Source organism: Microtetraspora fusca (assembly GCF_001570365.1).
Lineage (GTDB): Bacteria > Actinomycetota > Actinomycetes > Streptosporangiales > Streptosporangiaceae > Microtetraspora > Microtetraspora fusca.
Genome location: NZ_BBYK01000018.1, coordinates 1 through 1,106 on the forward strand (window position 1 = coordinate 1; position 1,106 = coordinate 1,106).

The window sequence follows — 1,106 nt, forward strand, 5'->3', positions numbered from 1 at the left end:
GCTTAGGGCGCGTATCGGATTGTGATCAATCTGCGGGATTCGCCCGGATAGCGAGGCCTGATCCGATAGGCCGTCCTGTGTGACGCGAGGCCAACTAACAGACGAAGAGTGGGAGTTCATCAAGCCTTACCTGCCAATCGGCGGGTTCGGCCCGTACCCCGAGCGGCTGCGGCAACAGTTCGAGGGCGTGATCTGGCGGTTCAAGACGGGCGCGCAGTGGCGGGAGATGCCGAAGGAGTTCGGCGCCTGGCCGACCGTCCACAACCGCTTCCGCCAGTGGCGGGACGCCGGCATCTTCGAAGCCCTGCTGGAGGGCCTGATCGCGGAAGCCGCGAAACGCGGTGAGGTGGACTTGTCCCTCGTCAGCGTGGACTCCACCACCGCCCGGGCTCACCACGACGCTGCCGGGATGCATCTGGGCCAGGACGTTGTCACCGCCCTGGAGAAGGCCGCCGAGCAGGAGGAGAAGGCCCGGCAAAAGGGGGCGGCCCGGAAGGACAAGACGGCCAGGACGCCGGAAACGACCCCGAACGGGAAGAGCGGCGACGTATCCGGCGCCGACACAAACTCCGGCTGAAAGCTGCCCTGCTCGGACGATCGAGGGGCGGGCAGACCAGCAAAGTCCACCTTGCCGCCGACCGCAAGTGCCGCCCGCTGGCGTTCGTCCTGACCGCGGGGCAGGCCGCGGACAGTCCGCAGTTCATCCCCGTGCTGGAGAAGATACGGGTGCGGGGGCCCGTCGGTCGTCCCCGCACCCGGCCCGACGCGGTTGCTGGGGACAAGGCCTACTCGTCCCGCGGAAGCCGCGCCTACCTGCGGAAACGCCGCATTCAGGCGGTCATCCCGGAAAAGAAGGACCAGGCTGCCAACCGGAAGAAGAAGGGCAGCAAGGGCGGTCGGCCCGTCAGTCACGACGCCGACCTCTACAAGGAGCGGAACACCGTCGAGCGCCTGATCAACAAGCTGAAGGCCTGGCGAGGCATCGCCACCCGCTATGACAAGACCCCTGAGAGCTACCTCGCCGGCCTCCACCTTCGCGCCGCGATGATCTGGATCAAAGACCTCACCAGGACCATCCCTTGATCACGACTGAATACGCGCCCTAG

General features: G+C 66.5%; 1 pseudogene. It reads left to right on the forward strand.

Annotated elements, in window-relative coordinates:
* Window positions 1-79 precede the first annotated feature (79 nt).
* A pseudogene (locus AWQ68_RS40300) lies at window positions 80-1,083 on the forward strand (IS5 family transposase).
* Window positions 1,084-1,106: the final 23 nt, after the last annotated feature.